The 14,777-nt window shown below is 48.2% G+C and carries 12 protein-coding genes; 7 read left to right on the top strand and 5 right to left on the bottom strand.

Annotated elements, in window-relative coordinates; translation table 11 throughout:
- The first annotated feature begins 1 nt into the window (after position 1).
- Genes HP548_RS26725 through atzF form a run of 3 tightly spaced genes read left to right on the top strand, consistent with a single transcriptional unit; the run spans position 2 to position 6,133 of the window.
- On the top strand, positions 2 to 676 hold the full coding sequence (locus HP548_RS26725) for an urea amidolyase associated protein UAAP2 (protein WP_175383301.1): 675 nt from the start codon (positions 2 to 4) through the stop codon (positions 674 to 676).
- Positions 669 to 4,394 carry an urea carboxylase gene (gene uca / locus HP548_RS26720; RefSeq protein WP_175383300.1) on the top strand — a complete coding sequence of 1,242 codons (3,726 nt, stop codon included), beginning with the start codon at positions 669 to 671 and terminating at the stop codon, positions 4,392 to 4,394. The genes HP548_RS26725 and uca overlap by 8 nt, the downstream gene beginning before the upstream one ends.
- On the top strand, positions 4,391 to 6,133 hold the full coding sequence (gene atzF / locus HP548_RS26715; protein ID WP_175383299.1) for an allophanate hydrolase: 1,743 nt from the start codon (positions 4,391 to 4,393) through the stop codon (positions 6,131 to 6,133). Before uca ends, atzF begins: the two co-directional genes overlap by 4 nt.
- Positions 6,134 to 6,529: 396 nt before the next feature.
- On the opposite strand, the gene HP548_RS26710 is transcribed toward atzF, so the two are convergent.
- From HP548_RS26710 to HP548_RS26690, 5 genes are all read right to left on the bottom strand, one after another.
- Positions 6,530 to 7,570: an alpha/beta fold hydrolase gene (locus tag HP548_RS26710; RefSeq protein ID WP_175383298.1), complete on the bottom strand. Its 1,041-nt coding sequence runs from the start codon at positions 7,568 to 7,570 to the stop codon at positions 6,530 to 6,532.
- Positions 7,571 to 7,646: 76 nt separating this feature from the next.
- The gene (locus tag HP548_RS26705) at positions 7,647 to 7,853 is read right to left on the bottom strand and encodes a DUF554 family protein (protein ID WP_175383297.1); all 207 of its coding nucleotides are present in this window, start codon (positions 7,851 to 7,853) and stop codon (positions 7,647 to 7,649) included.
- A 16-nt stretch (positions 7,854 to 7,869) separates the two neighbouring features.
- A complete protein-coding gene (locus tag HP548_RS26700; protein ID WP_175383296.1) occupies positions 7,870 to 9,192 on the bottom strand; it encodes an amidohydrolase family protein in 1,323 nt (440 codons plus the stop codon).
- 421 nt (positions 9,193 to 9,613) lie between these two features.
- Positions 9,614 to 10,225 carry a TetR/AcrR family transcriptional regulator gene (locus tag HP548_RS26695; RefSeq protein WP_090809647.1) on the bottom strand — a complete coding sequence of 204 codons (612 nt, stop codon included), beginning with the start codon at positions 10,223 to 10,225 and terminating at the stop codon, positions 9,614 to 9,616.
- Positions 10,226 to 10,415: 190 nt separating this feature from the next.
- On the bottom strand, positions 10,416 to 10,754 hold the full coding sequence (locus HP548_RS26690; protein WP_099856992.1) for a hypothetical protein: 339 nt from the start codon (positions 10,752 to 10,754) through the stop codon (positions 10,416 to 10,418).
- A 124-nt stretch (positions 10,755 to 10,878) separates the two neighbouring features.
- On the opposite strand from HP548_RS26690, the gene HP548_RS26685 reads away from it, so the two are divergent.
- The 4 genes from HP548_RS26685 (at position 10,879) to HP548_RS26670 (ending at position 14,774) form a co-directional block, all read left to right on the top strand.
- Positions 10,879 to 11,148, top strand: a complete 270-nt coding sequence (locus HP548_RS26685; RefSeq protein WP_099856994.1) for a hypothetical protein — start codon at positions 10,879 to 10,881, stop codon at positions 11,146 to 11,148.
- 199 nt (positions 11,149 to 11,347) lie between these two features.
- On the top strand, positions 11,348 to 12,382 hold the full coding sequence (locus HP548_RS26680; RefSeq protein WP_099856995.1) for an ROK family protein: 1,035 nt from the start codon (positions 11,348 to 11,350) through the stop codon (positions 12,380 to 12,382).
- 269 nt (positions 12,383 to 12,651) lie between these two features.
- The gene (locus HP548_RS26675; RefSeq protein ID WP_099857223.1) at positions 12,652 to 13,851 is read left to right on the top strand and encodes an MFS transporter; all 1,200 of its coding nucleotides are present in this window, start codon (positions 12,652 to 12,654) and stop codon (positions 13,849 to 13,851) included.
- Between the two features lie 446 nt (positions 13,852 to 14,297).
- Entirely contained in the window at positions 14,298 to 14,774 is a 477-nt protein-coding gene (locus HP548_RS26670; RefSeq protein WP_175383295.1) for a DUF6790 family protein, read from the top strand.
- Positions 14,775 to 14,777 lie beyond the last annotated feature (3 nt).

Below are 14,777 nucleotides of genomic sequence, written 5' to 3'. Positions count from 1 at the left end.
TATGAGCACATCAACATTTGTAGCGACCACGAGCACACGGGAACCCGCCAAAGCGATCTATAACCACATCATCCCGGCAGGGGATGGATGGATTCATGATCTGGCCGCAGGCCAGGTACTCCGCATTGTCGATCTGGAAGGGAATCAAGCGGTGGATACACTCTTTTATGCTACGGAAGATCCGGGGGATCACTATAGTGCTATTCAAACGATTACCGGACAGCAGAACCTGTATCTGACGACTGGATCAGTGCTGGTTGCGGAGTCTGGTCAGGAGCTGCTTCAGATTACCGCAGATACCTGTGGCAGACACGATACGATTGGTGGAGCTTGCTCGGCACAGAGCAATACCGTTCGGTACTCCCATGATACGCTGCCGATGCATAACTGCCGGGATACGTTCATGCTGATGCTGTCCAGTCGCCCGGAGTTCTCCAAACGGGATCTGGCTCCCAACGTCAATTTCTTCATGAATGTGCCGGTTACACCTGAAGGCAAGCTCACATTTGCAGATGGCGTATCAGGACCAGGGCGGTATGTAGAACTGGTGGCTCTCGCTCCTGTCACGGTGTTGATCAGCAACTGTCCACAGCTTAACAATCCATGCAATGCATACAATCCGACACCTGCTCAGGTGCTGATCTGGGAAGCTGAAGGGAGCGATTCTCATGTTTAAAAAAGTACTCATTGCCAATCGCGGAGTGATTGCCGTCAGAATCATTCGTACGTTGCGTCAGATGGGCATTGCTTCTGTGGCTGTCTACACCCAAGCTGATCGCGATAGTCTGCATGTTGAACTGGCAGATGAATCCATCCTGATCGGTGATGGCCCGGCGAAGGAGAGTTATGTGAATGCCGAGCTTATCCTGAACACGGCCTTGGTGGCTGGTGCTGATGCAATTCATCCGGGGTACGGATTTCTAAGTGAGAATGCGACCTTTGCGAGAGCGTGTGGAGAGCAGGGAATTACGTTTATTGGACCAACTGCGGAGCATATTGAACTCTTTGGCCTGAAACATACGGCGCGTTCCATTGCGGAACAGGCGTCTGTGCCGTTACTTCCGGGTACGGGGCTGGTGCCATCGCTGAAGGTGGCGATGGAACAGGCCGCTGCGATTGGTTATCCCGTTATGCTCAAGAGCACCGCAGGTGGCGGCGGGATCGGGATGCGCATCTGCACGGATGAACAAGCGTTGCAAGAGGCATACGATTCGGTAACCCGACTGGCTGTTGCGAATTTTAACGATGGTGGCGTGTTTCTGGAGAAATATATCGCAAGAGCAAGACATGTCGAGGTGCAAGTCTTCGGTAATTCTTTTGGAGAAGCGGTGGCACTGGGTGAACGGGATTGTTCCGTACAACGCCGGAATCAGAAGATTATTGAAGAGACCCCAGCACCGAACCTGCCGGAAGCAACGCGAAGTGCCATGCATGAAAGCGCCAGAAGGCTAGCTGCGACAGCGGGATATCGTAGTGCGGGTACGGTCGAATTCCTGTATGACCCGGAGACAACACAGTTTTATTTCCTGGAGGTCAACACCCGGTTACAGGTGGAGCATGGGGTAACGGAAGAGGTGCTGGGCATTGATCTGGTTGAATGGATGGTTCGGGAAGCAGCCGGAGAGATGGAAAATCTGGCGGCTCTGGTTCATCAGCCGCAAGGCCACAGTTTGCAGGTGCGACTGTATGCGGAGGATTGTTTGCATGATTTTCGCCCGAGTGATGGCCGGATCGATGCTGTCGTGTGGCCCGAACATGTTCGGGTGGAAACGTGGATTCGCAGTGGTGTACAGGTGACAACCCTGTATGATCCGATGTTGGCCAAAGTAATCGTGCATGCCGAATCCAGACAGGCCGCCATAGAGAGCATGATTGAAGCACTCGCTGCATTGCGAGTATACGGCATAACCACCAACCAGACTTACATTCAGGCGTTTCTGGATACGGAGCCTTTTCGGGAAGGGTTGGTATATACGAACATGCTCGCTGGATTCAGTCCGTCAGAGCATGCCATTGAAGTGCTGGACGGCGGGATTCAGACTACGGTGCAGGATTATCCGGGCCGCAAAGGGTATTGGGATATTGGTGTACCGCCTTCGGGCCCGATGGACTCACTTGCATTTCGAATCGGCAATCGCCTGTTAGGTAATGATGAAGGCGCGGCGGGGCTGGAAATGACTTTGCGCGGCGGCTCCTACCGCTTCCGCGATGAAATGACTTTCTGCCTGACAGGTGCGGATATGTCTTCAACGCTGGATGGAATACCGATTCCGCTCTACACACCCACACTTGCGGCTCAGGGTTCTACTTTAGTTCTGGGTGAAGCTGTGGTCGGCATGCGGGGTTACCTGCTTGTCTCTGGGGGACTGGATATGCCGCTGACGCTGGGCAGTGCGTCAACCTTTACTCTGGGGGAGTTCGGCGGACATACGGGCAGTGCACTGCGAACGGGAGCGGTATTGCGAGTTCATCCAGAGCGGCAGCAGGAGCAACAGCAAAGTCAGCAGCGGAATCAGGAGCAAGAGCAAGTGCAACAGTCTAAGCCAGAGGGAATGCAGCAGCAAGTGCAGCAAGACCTGCAACGGAGAACTGTTTTGCAGCCGCTCTCTCTTCATCAACAACCTGAACTAACCCATACCTGGACGATTGGTGTTATTCCAGGGCCTCACTGCACGCAGGAATATCTGTTACAGGAGTATTTGGAGCAGTTGACGGAGACGGAGTGGGAAGTTCATTTTAACAGCTCACGTACAGGCGTGCGATTGATTGGACCGAAGCCGCTGTGGGCAAGGGAAGATGGCGGAGACGCCGGGCTTCATCCATCCAACATTCATGATAATGCCTATGCGGTTGGCGCACTTGATCTGACCGGAGATATGCCGATCCTCTTGGGGCCGGATGGACCGAGTCTGGGGGGATTCGTATGTCCGGTGACAACGGCGTCAGCGGAATTCTGGAAAGTCGGACAGTTGTCTCCGGGCGACAAAATAAAGTTTAAGCTGATCACAGTGGAGGAAGCCGAGCAGCTTCGGGATGCACAGCATACCTATCTCGATGCATTGATCGAGGGGGGCGAACGTCTTTCTTTGCCGAATCTGTTGGATATTTCTTCTGGCGCCTATATGCCAATTCTCGCATACGAGGAGCAGGGACGTCGGTTCAAGATCGGTATTCGTTGCTCTGGTGACGAGAATATTCTGATTGAATATGGAGATCGGGAACTGGATCTTCTGTATCGCTTCCAGGTCTATGTGTTAATGCAAACGGTGCGTGACAGTGGACGGATACCGTTCATCGAGATGACACCGGGCATTCGCTCCTTGCAGATTCATCTGGACAGCACCCGAATGACGGTGAAGGAAGCCGCAGCGATCATTATGGAACTAGATCTGCAATTGCCGTCGCTGGATTCGATTGAAGTGCCATCCCGGATTGTGAAGCTGCCGCTGTCCTGGGATGATCCGGCCACCCAACTGGCGATTGAACGTTACCAGCAAAATGTACGCCCGGATGCGCCTTGGTGCCCCAGTAATCTGGAATTCATTCGCCGCATGAACGGACTCGGTTCGCTGGAAGAAGTCGCTGAGGTGGTATTTAACGCATCCTATCTGGTGATGGGACTGGGTGACGTATATCTCGGAGCGCCAGTAGCTGTACCGCTTGATCCGCGTCATCGTCTGGTGACGACCAAATATAATCCTGCACGCACATGGACACCGGAGAATGCGGTTGGCATTGGCGGCGCGTATCTGTGCATCTATGGCATGGAGGGACCCGGTGGATACCAGTTTGTCGGTCGTACGATCCAGATGTGGAACAAATTCAGGGAGACAGCCAACTTCCAGGAGGGCAAACCGTGGTTGCTGCGTTTCTTCGATCAGATTCAGTTCTATCCGGTATCCCAGGAGGAATTGTTGCAGATGAGAGAGGATTTCCCTCGTGGGCAGATGGTGGTTGACGTGGAAGAGACGACGTTCAATCTGGGCGAATATCTTAGCTGGCTGGAAGAGATTCAGGAACCTTCCGCACGTTTCCGGGATACACAGCAGGCTGCATTCCAGCAGGAGCGGGAGTACTGGAAGGAGCTTGGCATCGCAGAACATGTGTCCGAACCGGAAGGTGCGAGTGCGGCGGAGCAAGAGGCTTTGCCCGAAGGAAGTCTGGAAGTGAACAGTTCGATGTCCGGCAGTGTATGGAAGGTGCTTGTGGAAGTGGGTCAGAAGGTACTCCAAGGCGAAGACATTATAATAGAAGAAAGTATGAAAATGGAGTTCCCGCAAAAGGCACCGTATGACGGAATTGTCGCTTTCATCTATGTCTCATCGGGGGATCAGGTTCGTGCCGGGGACTGCATTGCAGCTATATATCCTGTAGAAGAGGTGAACGCGTCATGAGCCAATCATCTGTACCAGGGCAATTAACCGTAGCTAACTTGCAAAAGGCTTATCGCCATCGCCACTTCACCCCTCAGGATGTGATCGAGGCCATTATCCAGCGGGCAGAGCATGCCCGGGATCGTAACATCTGGATTCTGCCTCCGACCCTTGAACGGATACAGCCGTTCCTGGATCGACTGGCGCAGATGAAACCGGAGGATTGCCCGTTATGGGGCATTCCGTTTGCCATCAAAGACAATATCGAGGTAGCCAGTTGGCCGGTTACGGCGGCTTGTCCTGACTACGCTTATGTCCCGGATCGCCATGCGACCGTGGTAGAACGACTTATTGTTGCCGGTGCCATTCCGGTGGGGAAATGCAATCTGGATCAGTTCGCCACCGGACTTGTGGGCACACGCAGTCCGTATGGCGATACGCATAATGCGCTTCGTCCGGAGCTGATCAGCGGAGGCTCCAGTTCGGGATCGGCCATAGCGGTAGCTTCTGGTCAGGCGGTCTTTGCTTTGGGAACGGATACCGCCGGATCAGGACGTGTGCCAGCAGCGCTAAATAATCTTGTTGGCTATAAGCCGGCGGTGGGTGCATGGTCTTCGGCCGGGGTCATTCCCGCTTGTCGCAGCATCGATTGCGTCACCGTATTCGCTCATGAACTGGCCGATACACAGCGCGTGGACGAGGTGGTGCGGGGTGTGGATGTACAAGACCCGTATTCTGTGCATCGCCCGTTGAGTCGAGGGCAGATGCCGCGTACCTTTTTGCTGCCGTCCAATGCACTCGAATTCTATGGCCCTTATGCTATAGCGTATGAAGAGGCATGGAACCGGAAGAAAGAAGCTATTCTAGCATCCGGCGTAGCTGTGAAAGAGATCGATATTACCATGCTTCAGGAAGCGGCGGCGCTTCTGTACGAAGGTCCTTTGGTTGCGGAGCGCTGGTCTGATCTGGATGAATATGTGGAGACACATGGGGAAGCGGTCTTTCCGGTTACGAAGACGGTACTGGAGTCTGGGAAAAAAGAAGCCTTTACCGCTTCGGCCTTGTTCAAGGCTCAGCATCGCTTGGCAGAGATTCGGCGGCACACCGCGACTTTTCTGGAGAATGCCGTTCTGATTCTGCCGACATGCGGGGGAACCTGGACCCGCGAGCAGGTGATCACGAATCCAATCGAAACGAACAGCAAGATGGGGTTGTACACCAACCATTGCAATCTGCTTGATCTAAGTGCTGTGGCGATTCCCGCAGGCTGGGCAGAGGAAGAGCTTCCTTTTGGCATAACGCTGTTTGCCCGGCCGGAAGAAGAAGCGAATATCATCGTGGCATCTGAACTTCTGCTTCAGCAGGAAGATGTCATTACGGTTGCCGTGTGCGGACTTCACCTACGCGGAATGCCACTGGAACCCCAGATGACTGGACTCGGTGCCGTATTTCGGAAAGAGTCGCTGACGGCGCCTGTGTATGAGATGTATGCACTGCCCACCACGCCAGCCAAGCCTGGTCTTGTGCGCACAGTGACAGGCGGATCATCCATTGAAGTCGAGCTGTGGGAGATGCCGCGCGCTTCGTTTGGAGCCTTCACCGCGTCGATCCCCGCCCCGCTTGGCATCGGTCAAGTCGAGATGATCGATGGCAGAAGCGTGAGCGGATTTGTCTGTGAGGCCTACGCTGCGGAAGGTGCCGAGAAGATTAGTGACTCGGGCGGATGGAGAAAGTGGATTGAGACAAGGGTTAGAGCTTGAGTGGGATTAGCGATATAAATAAATAAGGTGTCAAAAACAAGTCTTTCGGATATGATCTGAAAGACTTTTTGCTGTATGTTTAGATGGGGGGAACCAAGCGGTAACTGATAGAAAAAGCGGTGCTTTACCTGAACTTGTACGTTATGATAATAATCCAGTGATGAAAGGAACGTCTGCACGTATACGGATGGGGTTCAAGTGTGCAAGTCCCACAAACGCAATGTGAAGCGATTGAAGTGGAACAGGCCGGACTAAAAGTGAGAATGAAAAATACTGCAGAATATAGCGTTCCAGAGCAACTTCAGCAGTAGTTCGATGAAAAAAGCAATCCAAAACGAAATTTTCACGAATAGAGAAGTACATGCAGCCGATCCTGGAGGGTAAAGGATTGAATGATTAAGGTTTGTGCTTGATAAAGGTATCTACCATCCAATCAAAAAATCTTTGCTTCTCTTCATAATGTGGGTAGTGAGCCGAGTTATTATTGCCAATGAATTCCTTTTGATTTCCTTCAATCTGGTCAAAAAACACCTTGGCGGCATGGGATGAAGTCATTAAGTCGTAATCTCCCATGACAAAATAAAAGGGGAGGTCCAGCTTCGTAATCAAGGATGGCAACGGACGGCTCAGGGCTTCACTTATCAGTATTTCTTGCGAATATATGATTCCTTTATTAAAACGAATGGCATCCAGCATATTATATTCATGGCTGAACGTCATTCCCAGGAAGCTGGTGTCAGGGCTGTCCATCAACCTTGATGTGCCTCCATAACGTTTAACGATATCTCGCGGCGTGAATGCCTGTCCTTGTTTGATCGGTTCATAGATCTGCTCCAACTGCTCTACATCTTCATGATTATCAGCCAACAGGGCTTGCTCCATAACGTAATTCCATCCGTCCATCTCGCTCTGTTGTGTATCTGCCATCTGCCCGATCCCAATGTAGGCTTCATATTTATCGGGTGCTCGATGCGCAGCAAGAGTTGCTATGTATGTTCCGTACGAATGACCCATCAGGATCACCTTTTTCTTCCCCAGACGTTGAGTAATATAATCCGTGACGGCCAGTGCATCCTCAACCAGCAAGTTAGCTGAGAGATTGGAATAGTCCTCAAAAAAATGATAGGATTTGCCGCTTGCTCTCTGATCATAGTTCACAATCGTAAACTGAGATTCTAATAAATCTTGGTGCTTTTTCGCGTACGGAATTTCAGATGCACCCGGTCCACCGTGTAAATACAGGATAACTGGGTTGTCCAGATCCTGTCCTCTGATCATGATTTCATGTCCCGTGCCGTTGATTTTAACTTGTTCCAATGCATGAATAGGGTTTGTTCCTTTTATTTTTGGCGTCCATGTTGGAAAGTAAAGAACTGCGAGTGATAGGGTTAGAGTCGTAACACCAAGCCACAAACCTGTTTTTTTCATTTTGTTCATAGGATATGTCTCCTCTGGTTCAATGTCTTGAAGTGATTATTGTTCATAAACTCATAACTCTATCTTACGTGATTCGTCATTGATTCAAATCGTACGCCAGATTGAATTTGTTCTCCATCTCAGGTTGGACATAAAAGACCTCACTAATGCCTATGATGAGCGCGCTGATCCCAATCACTTGATTGAGTATGGACTTGTATCCGTCATTCATGAACCTTTTGGAGATGGCTCCAAGGGTACTTCCGCATATAATGGAAAAACAATTGATCAATATACCAAGCATGATTTCACTCCTGAATTCACCAAACTGAGTTTAGAACATCGTCGACTTCTTTGATTCTTGTGACAGATGGTGTTTGAATTAGATTTCCTTTGACCATGACCATAGAGATGTCTGACAAGGCCTCGATATGTTCCAGCGGATTTTGCTCCATGATAATCAGATCGGCATGTTTCCCGATATCCACCGTTCCTGTTACATCGTCAACACCGAGGATCTTCGCATTGGTTCGAGTCACCATGTCGATGACCTGTTTGTTGTTCAGGTTGGCCTGTCTCATGTAGTGATCCATCTCTCTCCACATATCATAGTGAGTCACATAAGGCATAGCGGCATCAGTGCCGATACCAATGGTGATGCCGTTTTCGATCGCTTGTTTTACACCTTTGAGCATGGAATCGTAGACCAGTCTGGAATTCTCTTTTACCGTTGCACTTACCTTCGTTACGCTGGTATCCAGTGAAGCGGATGGATAAGCGGCTTGCAGGGTGGGGATGAGTGCGGTGTAACCATTCAGGGCATTGGGATTATTTTTGTACAAACGAATGATTTCGTCATCCATCTCCGAACCGTGCTCAATGGTATCGACGCCACCCTTCAACGCAACCCGTACGCCTTCCGTGCTCTCTACATGGGCTGCCACCCGCAGGCCTATCTTATGCGCTTCATCACAGATCGCCGCAACTTCCTCCACTGTCATCTGTAAACGACCAGCTTCGCCCACCATTTTCGCATCCGTCACGCCACCCGTCACACAGATTTTGATCAAATCCACACCGTGTTTCACATTCAGACGTACATTTTTCCGTGCTTCCCACGGGGAATCGCCCACCAGAGCGAGGAATGGAGCACCGTGTCCGCCCGTTACACTTAGGAAAAACCCGGAGACAAGCAGATTAGGGCCGACAAAGTCACCGTTGTTAATCTCATCCCTCAGTTGGACATCCGTGTAAAAGAATTCCCCCACACTGCGCATCGTTGTTACACCCGCATGAAGTGCGGTCAGCGCGTTGCGTTTCATTCGTTTTTTCAATACGTTTCTGCCGAACTTCGTGTTCAAAATCCGATCATAGGCAAACTGCAACATGCCTTCACTAACCGAGAGACTGAACGGTTTACCGTCTGCAAAGAGGTGCACGTGGGCGTTGATCAGTCCAGGCATTACGTATTTTCCTGAGAGGTCGATTGTTGTGTAGTAACTAGGGATAAGCAGTTCGTTATCTTGGCTTATATTCTGAATAAGTCCTTGTTCATTGACGAGAATCGTCATGTTTTTTTGCAGATTGCGGTTCAGATCACCGTGGATCAGATTGACGTTTTTTAATGCGTAAGCGGTGTTCATGTTGTGTTCCTCCTTAGAATGTGGGGGTGAAGCTATATAAGTTGAATGATGGGTATGTACACTTGTCACTCCGATGACAGAACAACCTTCGGATCGCTGTTATCCCCAGATTTTTTTGATACCCTCTTATTAGGGGGGAATCCGGTGATAAGCGTATGCTTCCGATGTAGCTTTCTTTCAGAAAGCTTTTAGGCGAACGCTTCGCTTCCTCTGGTTATTTCTGTCCTCTCCGTTATCGTGTAAATGTAGGTTCAACTTAAATAGTTTGGTAAATGGTAGATACTTGACTTAAAAATGAATTATAAATTCATTTTTAAGTCAAAAAAATAGAGTGTCTTAATGTTAGAGATTTTTTCACGTGCAAACCAAGTGAAGTTGATATGATCTGCACGCTTTGTTTTTTCAGCATGGGCTTGGGTTGTTATTCGTTGAGGCTCTTCATACCGTACAGTCTGTATACATACAAAGCTTCGAATATTTGCTTCCGACTGTCCTCGCTCATATCCCGTTTCAATAGATCCAGGTTCATATCAATCACATTGTGCGCGAGGATGTTCAACAAGATCAAGTTCTCCTCGGTGCCAATCTCATACCGTTTATATTGGTTCTTCAGATAGGCCTTCTTAGTTTCGATCATCAGCTCGACCAGCTCATTTTTGGCGTTGGTGTAAATGGTACCTTTATTCTTTTCGAAGATGATGACAATCTGATTCCGGTATTTCCGTAATACGTCCACCTGTTCCTGCAACAGCGCCGACTTTCGCTCGCTATCCGTTTCCTCGAACAAGGTCTGGTTATCAAAGTGAATCGTCTCCACCAGCACATTTTTCAGATAATCCACCAGATCCGGTGGCACGACGGCGTAGAATAGCTCTTTCTTGTTCTTAAAATAAGTATAGATATTGCCCACGGAAATATTGATCTCATCCGCGATATCGCTCATCTTGGCATCGACATAGCCTTTTTCAAAAAAGACCTTGAGTGCCGCGTATTCAATCTCTTTCCTGACTTCGTCTTTCTTGGCTTGCACCATCGGGAACGACTCCTTAATAGTGAATGGTTTATTCGTTATTAGAGTAGACCTTTTTGAGGGAGGTGTCAATGAGAAGGAGTGCGAAGGGAAGAAAGCCTGCAAAAATAAAGAGCACCTCTGGTGCTCTTTGTCTTTGAACTTAACCATGTTTATTAATGAGAGGGAAGTATGAGTTTGATAGCTTTCTAAATTACATGCGCCAAGGAAGTTGTGGCGTTTTATAGCGAAAAAAAGTATTCGAATCCTTTTTTACATATATCCATGGTGGGTTTGGCGGTGTACCTTTGGCCTTATAAAGTGCTTCGCCTGTATCACTTGATGCATATTCGTCAAGATCGGAAGGACTAGAAAAAATTGTTCCTTGATAAGATAGTCTTTTTCCCTGTACTTCAATATTAGGTGCACCAGAGATAATTCTGTTCGTTGTATTGAATAATCCAACTCTTCCCGAAGACCAAAGGAATAATTCACTGAGTAGTAATAAGCCAACCAGCGTAAAAATGCCTATTAACATTCGTTTTTTTCTCATCATACTTGATCTCCTTTTGAGTTATCGACTATGGTGTTACAACCCAGTAACAACGTGTTACGTTTTTACGTACCATATTATCCCTAATTTAATGTTACTCTCTTTTTAACAAAGGGGTGGCCACATGACAAGTACCCACAGCGAAGATCTAGTTTCGCAATATAGACAACTCGTCCAACAAGAAGACGATTACGTCAACCAACTAGTCACATGCAAAAAACTCATCCTGGATGCCATGGACATCATCGCAAAGCAGGCAGGTGTGCTAGAGATGGATACCGTGAAACAAGCAGCATATCACCTTCATTCCATGGAACAGGATCTAAACAGAAAGTTATTTAAAGTCCGACTGGAGAAGAGCATCTTGGCAAATCAAATGAGTCATTCTACATAAAACCACCTTAACTAGTGGACAGCGCAGGATCATATTAGATGATCTTGAACTGTCTTTTTGCCTTTCCATCCAAACGATTTTTTCTCTCAATTTAGCATTGACTTTCCTCCCAAATCCCCCTACACTTCAATTATTAAAATACTTTTAAAAACATTCGTTGAATGGTTCGAAATGAACGAAAGGAGGCATACAACTAACCATGTTACCCACATCACACAATACCCAACAGGTGAAGCGCATTAACGTTGAATTGGTGAAGAACACACTTCGATCTATGGGCGTAGGCACGAAGGCTTCAATTGCGAACCTAACCAAACTCAGCGTGGCGACATGCGGCACGATCCTTAACGAATTGCTCCAAACTGGTGAGATTATCGATCTGGGCCCGGATGAATCGAGTGGGGGAAGACCTGCCAGTCGATATCAATTCAATGCGGACTATGCAAGTGTGCTGTGCCTGATTATTAGAACGGAGGGCGGCATTCACTCAATCACACATACATATGCCAATCTGAACGGAGAGATGGCGGACGAACAGACACTCTTTTTGGATGAGATTAATGTGACTGTGGTGGAGGATTTGATTGCGAGCCTGATCGAAACGCACCACAATGTGCAGGCCATTGGCATTGGTATACCAGGGGTGGCACACAACGGTGTAATTGGCATTTGTGATGTGTCGGAGCTGGCGGGTCAACCGCTAGGGCCAAGGCTCAAGGAACAGTATGATGATGTGGAAGTGGTCATTGGTAACGACATGAATCTCACGGTGTACGGACTGTATAACCAGCAGCAATTTGAAGAAGAGAAGAACTTCGCGGTAGTTACATTTCCTGAGAACCATTTTCCTGGTGCAGGCTTTATTATTGATGGTCGTCCGCTCACAGGGAACACGCAATTTGGGGGCGAGGTATCTTTTCTACCTTTTGGCGTGTCACGGGAAGAACAGCTACGGATGTTGAATACGCCAGATGGGTTGCAGAAACTGGTAGTACAGACGCTTGTATCGATCATCGCGATCATTAACCCGGCTACGATTGTGGTTACAGGCGATACGATGGATCCAGCTATGCGGGATGGCCTGACGCAAGGTTGTCTGGACATGATCCCACAGGAGCATATGCCGGGGTTGATCATCCAAAGAGACACTCGGCGCGAATATGTTACGGGGCTGGTCGCTGTTACGCTGGAAAGTCTGACCTACCGTATTCAGGTGGTTGAGAAGCAGTGGTAGGAACTACTTATTATGAAGTGAAGTTAAGCAAAATAATATTTTACACGATAACGGAGAGTGCGGAACCAATCTGAAGAGCGCCTTTATCACCGGATTTTCCCTTTAGGAAAGGGGATCAGAAAAATCTGGGGATAACAGCGATCGGAAGATGGTACTGCAATCGTAGTTATGAAGTGTAATCATTTTTTCAGTACACAATGGAGGAACTTATTTTGAATCAGCAAGCAGGTACAGAAGGAAACAAGAAAAAGTTCAACAAACTGTATGCCATGCAACTGGCAACGATTTTTTTGGGATTTATCGTATTCGGCATATCGGAAAATATTAAGGGACCGGCCATTCCGCGCATTCAATTCGACTTCAATCTGGATGAGAAACAGCTCGGGACGTTGTTGTCCCTGAATGCACTGGGGTATCTGATCGCCTGCTCCTTCACTGCCATCCTGGTACGCAAATGGGGCATTAAGGCGGTTAGCATCATTTCGTTTGCATCGATGATTCTCTCGGGTGTGTTCATTTACGTATCTCATACATATCCACTTTTTGCTTCATCTTACTTCTTCATGTACATCGGAAACGGCATGCTGGAGATTGCGCTGGCGATTCTGGGGGCGCGGATCTTTGTGAAAAACACAGGTACGATGATGAACCTCTCCCATTTCTTCTATGGGCTGAGTTCAACGGTTGCACCTTTGCTCGCGACAGGGGTGATGTCCTTGAGCGTGTTCGGACACGTACTGGACTGGCGCGGCATGTATCTGGTGATGTTGTCGCTCTGTCTGCTGCCAATTATTGCGGCGCTGCGCAGCAAATTTCCGGGGGATGATCTTCCTCATGAAGATCGGACTTCACTCAAGACGTTAACTCGTGATCCAGCCATCTGGCTGATGGTGCTTATTCTTTCTTTTGGCGTGGTATCCGAACTGGCGGTTGGAGGTTGGCTTGTTAACTTTCTGGAGAAAGCTTACACGTGGGACACGGTCAAAGCATCTGGGCTGCTGTCTGCGTTCTTCCTCAGCTTCTCGTTGGGCAGACTGTTGCTAGGGCCGCTTACGGACCGGATCGGATTCGTATTGTCGCTCATTTTATTCTCTGCTTTCTCGGCGGTATGCACATTCATCGCTATTGCAGGCGGAGAGGGGCTGGCATTCTTCTTTGCCGTATCAGGAGCGGGTATTGCGATGATCTATCCAACAGTCATGGCGTTTATCGCACGCAGATATCCAAACGGCAGTGACACTGCGATTACGTTCACAGTTACCCTGATGGGGATTGGTAGTGTCATCGGTAACTATGTAATTGGTTGGGTAATTGAAGGCGTGAAGAATGCGTATGGTCCAACCACTCAGCTTGGGTTATTGCGCGGACTTCAAGCAGGGTACGGATTCATCGGCTTATGCGCTGTGATCTGTGCGGCATCTGGAGTGGTGTTGTATGTGTATTTGAAGCGGAAGCAGGAACTGATTTAGCTATCATTTATCCATAACAGAAATCAGTGAATGAACTTAACAAATAAAGGATGAACTAACGAAGTTTTTTTAAGCATGCGGTAAAAGATAGGAAATATACATTAAGGGCAGGTACTTCGGTATCCTGCTCTTTTTAGCTATGCTCTTAACCTATCATATGGTTCAAATAAATGAGTTGTAGTTCTTTCGTAGCGTAAAAAAAAAAGTAGGATTCATGATAGAATATGTAAATTCAGTGTTAAAGTCCTATTTTTTTGAAGTTTCATAGAACTATATGGAAATATTTTTTGCGCATATGGGAACGAAACTGACAAATACTTCGACAAACTAGAAAAATATGTACGAATTGACAAATGTAAAAGAGATTATATAATGTGTGTAACTACAAGATTGTACATGAAGTTACAAATGATTCCAAAATAACAAAACGGCGGGAGTGGGCAAGAATGTGGTTTTTGGTACTATGGTTGCTAGGTCTAATCTCAGGGGGAGTTCATCTCTACTTGCTAGGTTTTCCCGGGGAAATGAGCGAGATTAGTAGAGTACTGCTGCTTCATCAATTTGTGGTCACCTTTGGACTGGTTGGAGTTATTGGTTACGTCGTCAACATAGCCAGAGCCGATCAGACTGCCAAAATGCTGGGATGGCCTGGCGGACCATTTCAGGTCAAGTATGGTTTTTCTCAGGTCGGGTTGGGTGTAATGGGAATTATGGCGATCTGGTTTCAAGGGAATTTTTGGGTAGGCGTGCTGGTAACGATGTACATATACGGTTTAAGTGGTCTTTGGTCACATACTTATGTCATGATTAAAAACCGCAAGGCAGATGGAGACAGCATCGGTAATCTGATTATGGATGTGGTGTATCAGACCTTTATCACAGTTCTCTCCATTTGGGCTGGCGGAATTTGGGTAATGCACTAAGCT

The organism is Paenibacillus taichungensis, from assembly GCF_013359905.1.
Lineage (GTDB): Bacteria > Bacillota > Bacilli > Paenibacillales > Paenibacillaceae > Paenibacillus > Paenibacillus taichungensis.
The sequence above is the reverse complement of the archived record's forward strand: the minus strand, read 5'-3'. Positions and strand labels throughout refer to the sequence as shown.

What these genes read in the sequence shown, in the direction of transcription:
- HP548_RS26670 (WP_175383295.1), top strand. Translation starts at nt 14,298, where the DNA reads ATGTGGTTTTTGGTACTATGGTTGCTAGGTCTAATCTCAGGGGGAGTT.
- HP548_RS26690 (WP_099856992.1), bottom strand. Translation starts at nt 10,754, where the DNA reads ATGAGAAAAAAACGAATGTTAATAGGCATTTTTACGCTGGTTGGCTTA.
- HP548_RS26700 (WP_175383296.1), bottom strand. Translation starts at nt 9,192, where the DNA reads ATGAACACCGCTTACGCATTAAAAAACGTCAATCTGATCCACGGTGAT.
- HP548_RS26710 (WP_175383298.1), bottom strand. Translation starts at nt 7,570, where the DNA reads ATGAACAAAATGAAAAAAACAGGTTTGTGGCTTGGTGTTACGACTCTA.
- HP548_RS26680 (WP_099856995.1), top strand. Translation starts at nt 11,348, where the DNA reads ATGTTACCCACATCACACAATACCCAACAGGTGAAGCGCATTAACGTT.
- HP548_RS26675 (WP_099857223.1), top strand. Translation starts at nt 12,652, where the DNA reads ATGCAACTGGCAACGATTTTTTTGGGATTTATCGTATTCGGCATATCG.
- HP548_RS26695 (WP_090809647.1), bottom strand. Translation starts at nt 10,225, where the DNA reads ATGGTGCAAGCCAAGAAAGACGAAGTCAGGAAAGAGATTGAATACGCG.
- atzF (WP_175383299.1), top strand. Translation starts at nt 4,391, where the DNA reads ATGAGCCAATCATCTGTACCAGGGCAATTAACCGTAGCTAACTTGCAA.
- HP548_RS26705 (WP_175383297.1), bottom strand. Translation starts at nt 7,853, where the DNA reads ATGCTTGGTATATTGATCAATTGTTTTTCCATTATATGCGGAAGTACC.
- HP548_RS26725 (WP_175383301.1), top strand. Translation starts at nt 2, where the DNA reads ATGAGCACATCAACATTTGTAGCGACCACGAGCACACGGGAACCCGCC.
- uca (WP_175383300.1), top strand. Translation starts at nt 669, where the DNA reads ATGTTTAAAAAAGTACTCATTGCCAATCGCGGAGTGATTGCCGTCAGA.
- HP548_RS26685 (WP_099856994.1), top strand. Translation starts at nt 10,879, where the DNA reads ATGACAAGTACCCACAGCGAAGATCTAGTTTCGCAATATAGACAACTC.